Source organism: Massilia phosphatilytica (genome assembly GCF_977014125.1).
In genome coordinates this window covers 1-3,014 of record NZ_CDRNIL010000071.1, presented here as the reverse complement: position 1 = coordinate 3,014, position 3,014 = coordinate 1, and the positions used below count along the sequence as shown (strand labels likewise).

Sequence of the window (3,014 nt, the reverse complement as noted above, 5' to 3'; positions counted from 1 at the left end):
CGTTCAACAACATATTGCTAAGGTTAAAACGGAGGAGTTCGTTGGATGATCCAGCGCACTTATCGAACAGGCAGCGCATTTCAGCCCCGTGACGTTCTGCAGCGAAGTCTGCACGGCCGATTGCGCGCCACCGGCAAAATTGTCCCGCTCTCGCCGTCGACGGCGCGCAGGCGGTCGCTGGGCAGAGTGCGGTATGCCGTGCGACGCGCAGGTCGACAGATCGTAAGTCGCATGAGACGTTGCTCATGCCCATGCCGTACGCCGCCTGCACGCGCGCGTCGTAGTTCTTGGCGAGCAGCGCCAGGATCGACCCCTGGCTGAAGCCACCGACCACGAGATCCCCTTGCTGCAGATCGGCCTTCGCGCGCGAGCACAGCTGCGAGCACGGCGCTCAGCGCGCTGTTCGGATTGAACATGCAGCTCGACTTGGCGCCCAGCACGGAGTGCCGAGATGCTGACGGCCAGACCGTCAGTGCGTATCATCGAACACGGCACGCGAATGGCGTCGAGGAGGACGAGTCCATGCTTTCCAGAAGCCCAAGTCAATGTGTCCACGTAAGGCTGACGCAAGAGCGATGTCGGAGAATCTCACGGAACCGGCAGGGGAGGGAGGAAGACGTCGTCTTTGATATCAAGGAGTTGCGCCTGGGCGCGGAAGTTGTTTTTTTAAAAGTAACCAATAATCAATAGAGGTGTCGTGATGAAACCGTATGCTTTTGTTGTCGCCGCCGTGGCGGCAGCCGGGATGTTCGCAAGCGCGGCACAAGCTTCTCCGTTGTGGACGGTAACGACCCAGGGCATTATTCCCGGAGGGTTCGACGATACTGGTGTGTTTGGCGTGCGCAAGCGCGATCTCGCCGGGTTAGCTTCTACGCAAACGGTGATTGCCAACGTCGACAGGTCCAAATACGACGGCGGCTACCAGAACGCGACCGAAAACAATATATTCGGAAAAGATGAGACACCCGCTTTCACCGTCATCGAATTCGGTGGATGGCCACACCGTCAGCTATGAGGTCACGCGGCACCAGGGACAGCAGCATTACCTGGCCAGGGCGGCATTGCTGGGCGGTGAAGACGAGGTGTGTACATCAGGTTTCGGCTGGGACGATGCGGACGCCAATTATGTCGAAGCGTTTGCCTACGTCTACACCTACGTCGCCGCCGACAGTTTCGTACCGACGCTGGATTTCGCCGATTCCTTCACGGCGTTCATCGCCATGGAGACGCCTTCGTTCGACCGTTTTTACGTGACGGGACCCCGCGGCAACGCCTATTTCGGCGGCGACGTCCAGGTGGTGAAAGTCGTTGGTTCGAATTCGACCGATCTGCCGGAGCCTGCATCCATGGCATTGCTCGGCGCGGGTGTCCTGGGCCTGGTCGCCCTGCGCCGGCGCGGGACGCGTTGACGCGGCGGGCGAGCGTGAAACCGGTGCGTAGTAATCGAAAAGCAAGCCCCCCGCCTCAACATACGGGTGAACCAACCATCCAACCCGACCGGGAGCGACGCTCGTGGAATACAAGGACTACTACCAGACCCTTGGTGTCGAGAAAACAGCGACCCAAGGCGACATCAAGAAGGCGTACCGCAAGCTGGTGCGGCAGTACCACCCCGATGTCAGCAAGCACAAGGACGCGGACGCGAAGACCAAGGAAATCAACGAAGCCTATGACGTGCTGGGCGACGCCGAGAAGCGCGCCGCCTACGATGAACTGGGCCGCGGCCACCGTCCCGGCCAGGGCTTCCAGCCGCCGCCGGATTGGGGCACGCAGTTCGATTTCGGCGGCGCCGGCGCGGACGATTTCTTCAACGACCTGTTCTCCCACGTGGGCCGGCGTGCGCGCGGCGGCGCGGGCGCAGGCGCGGGCGCGGGCGCGCGTGCGGGCGGAGGCGGTTTTCAGATGCCGGGCGAGGATATCCACGCGGCGATTGCCATCGACCTGCGCGACGCCTACCAGGGCGCCACGCGCACCATCAGCCTGCGCGTCCCGCAGCACGATGCGCAGGGCCAGGTGACGGTGCAGGACAAGACGCTCAGCGTGAACATCCCGCAAGGCGTCACGCCGGGCCAGCAACTGCGCATGCGCGGGCAGGGGCATCCGGGATTCGGCGGCGGGCCGGCCGGCGACCTGTACCTGGAAATCCAGTTGAACCCCGACGCGCGCTACCGCGTCGAAGGAACACATGTGTACCAGGACGTGCCGGTGGCGCCATGGGAAGCGGCGCTGGGGGCGAGCATCCCGGTGCAGACGCCGTCCGGTACGGTCGAGGTGACGGTGCCGCCGGGGTCGCAGAGCGGGCGCAAGCTGCGCCTGAAAGGACGCGGCATTCCCGCCAAAACGCCGGGCGATTTGTATCTGATGCTGAACGTGGTGTTGCCGCCCGCCACGAGCGACCGGGCGCGCGAGCTGTACGAGGCGATGGCGCGCGACCTTGCCTTCAATCCACGCGAACGCATAGGAGCCTGAACGATGCATGACGATATTCTCACCGGCGTGCTGCTGGAGGACGTGGCGCTGACCCTCGACGAACTGGCGCGCGCCTGCAACGTGGAGCCCGACTGGGTCGTGCAACACGTGCGCGCGGGCGTGCTGGGCGGCGAGGTCAGCGTGCAGGTGACGAGCTGGCGTTTCCGCAGCGACGACCTGGCCCGAGCCCGCCGCTTGCTGAGCGTCGAGCGCGATTTCGACGCCAACGAGGACCTCGCCGCGCTCGTGGTCGACATGGCCGACGAGATCCGCCGCCTGCGCGCGCGCCTGCGCGTGCTGGGTGTCGACGCCGGTAACGGCTGAGCACTCCGCCGGCGCCCCGTGCGCCGGTTTTTCGGCGGACTCGGGCGGCACGAGGCGTGCGCGGGAGTCCCCGTGTTATCTTGCCCTCATGCTCAAACGACCGACCGACGCCAACGCGCCTTTTTGCCCGTCCGAAGTCTCAGGCACCGTCAACGTGCCCGAGAACGGTCCGCTGTGGAAAAAGATTTTGCGCTATGCCGGCCCCGGGCTGAAATGCGCTG

Annotated in this window: 4 protein-coding genes; all 4 read left to right on the top strand. The window is 64.2% G+C overall.

Annotated features, from left to right (window positions below):
• Positions 1-700 precede the first annotated feature (700 nt).
• Positions 701-1,015, top strand: a complete 315-nt coding sequence (locus ACWNCF_RS02550; protein WP_449405903.1) for a hypothetical protein — start codon at positions 701-703, stop codon at positions 1,013-1,015.
• Complete coding sequence (locus ACWNCF_RS02545) at positions 990-1,409, top strand: PEP-CTERM sorting domain-containing protein (protein ID WP_449405902.1); 420 nt, start codon at positions 990-992, stop codon at positions 1,407-1,409. The genes ACWNCF_RS02550 and ACWNCF_RS02545 overlap by 26 nt, the downstream gene beginning before the upstream one ends.
• 103 nt (positions 1,410-1,512) lie before the next feature.
• On the top strand, positions 1,513-2,469 hold the full coding sequence (locus ACWNCF_RS02540; RefSeq protein ID WP_449405901.1) for a DnaJ C-terminal domain-containing protein: 957 nt from the start codon (positions 1,513-1,515) through the stop codon (positions 2,467-2,469).
• 3 nt (positions 2,470-2,472) lie between these two features.
• The gene (locus tag ACWNCF_RS02535) at positions 2,473-2,793 is read left to right on the top strand and encodes a chaperone modulator CbpM (protein WP_449405900.1); all 321 of its coding nucleotides are present in this window, start codon (positions 2,473-2,475) and stop codon (positions 2,791-2,793) included.
• Positions 2,794-3,014 lie beyond the last annotated feature (221 nt).

Coding starts and splice junctions, on each gene's coding strand:
- ACWNCF_RS02550 (WP_449405903.1), top strand. CDS start 701: ATGAAACCGTATGCTTTTGTTGTCGCCGCCGTGGCGGCAGCCGGGATG.
- ACWNCF_RS02535 (WP_449405900.1), top strand. CDS start 2,473: ATGCATGACGATATTCTCACCGGCGTGCTGCTGGAGGACGTGGCGCTG.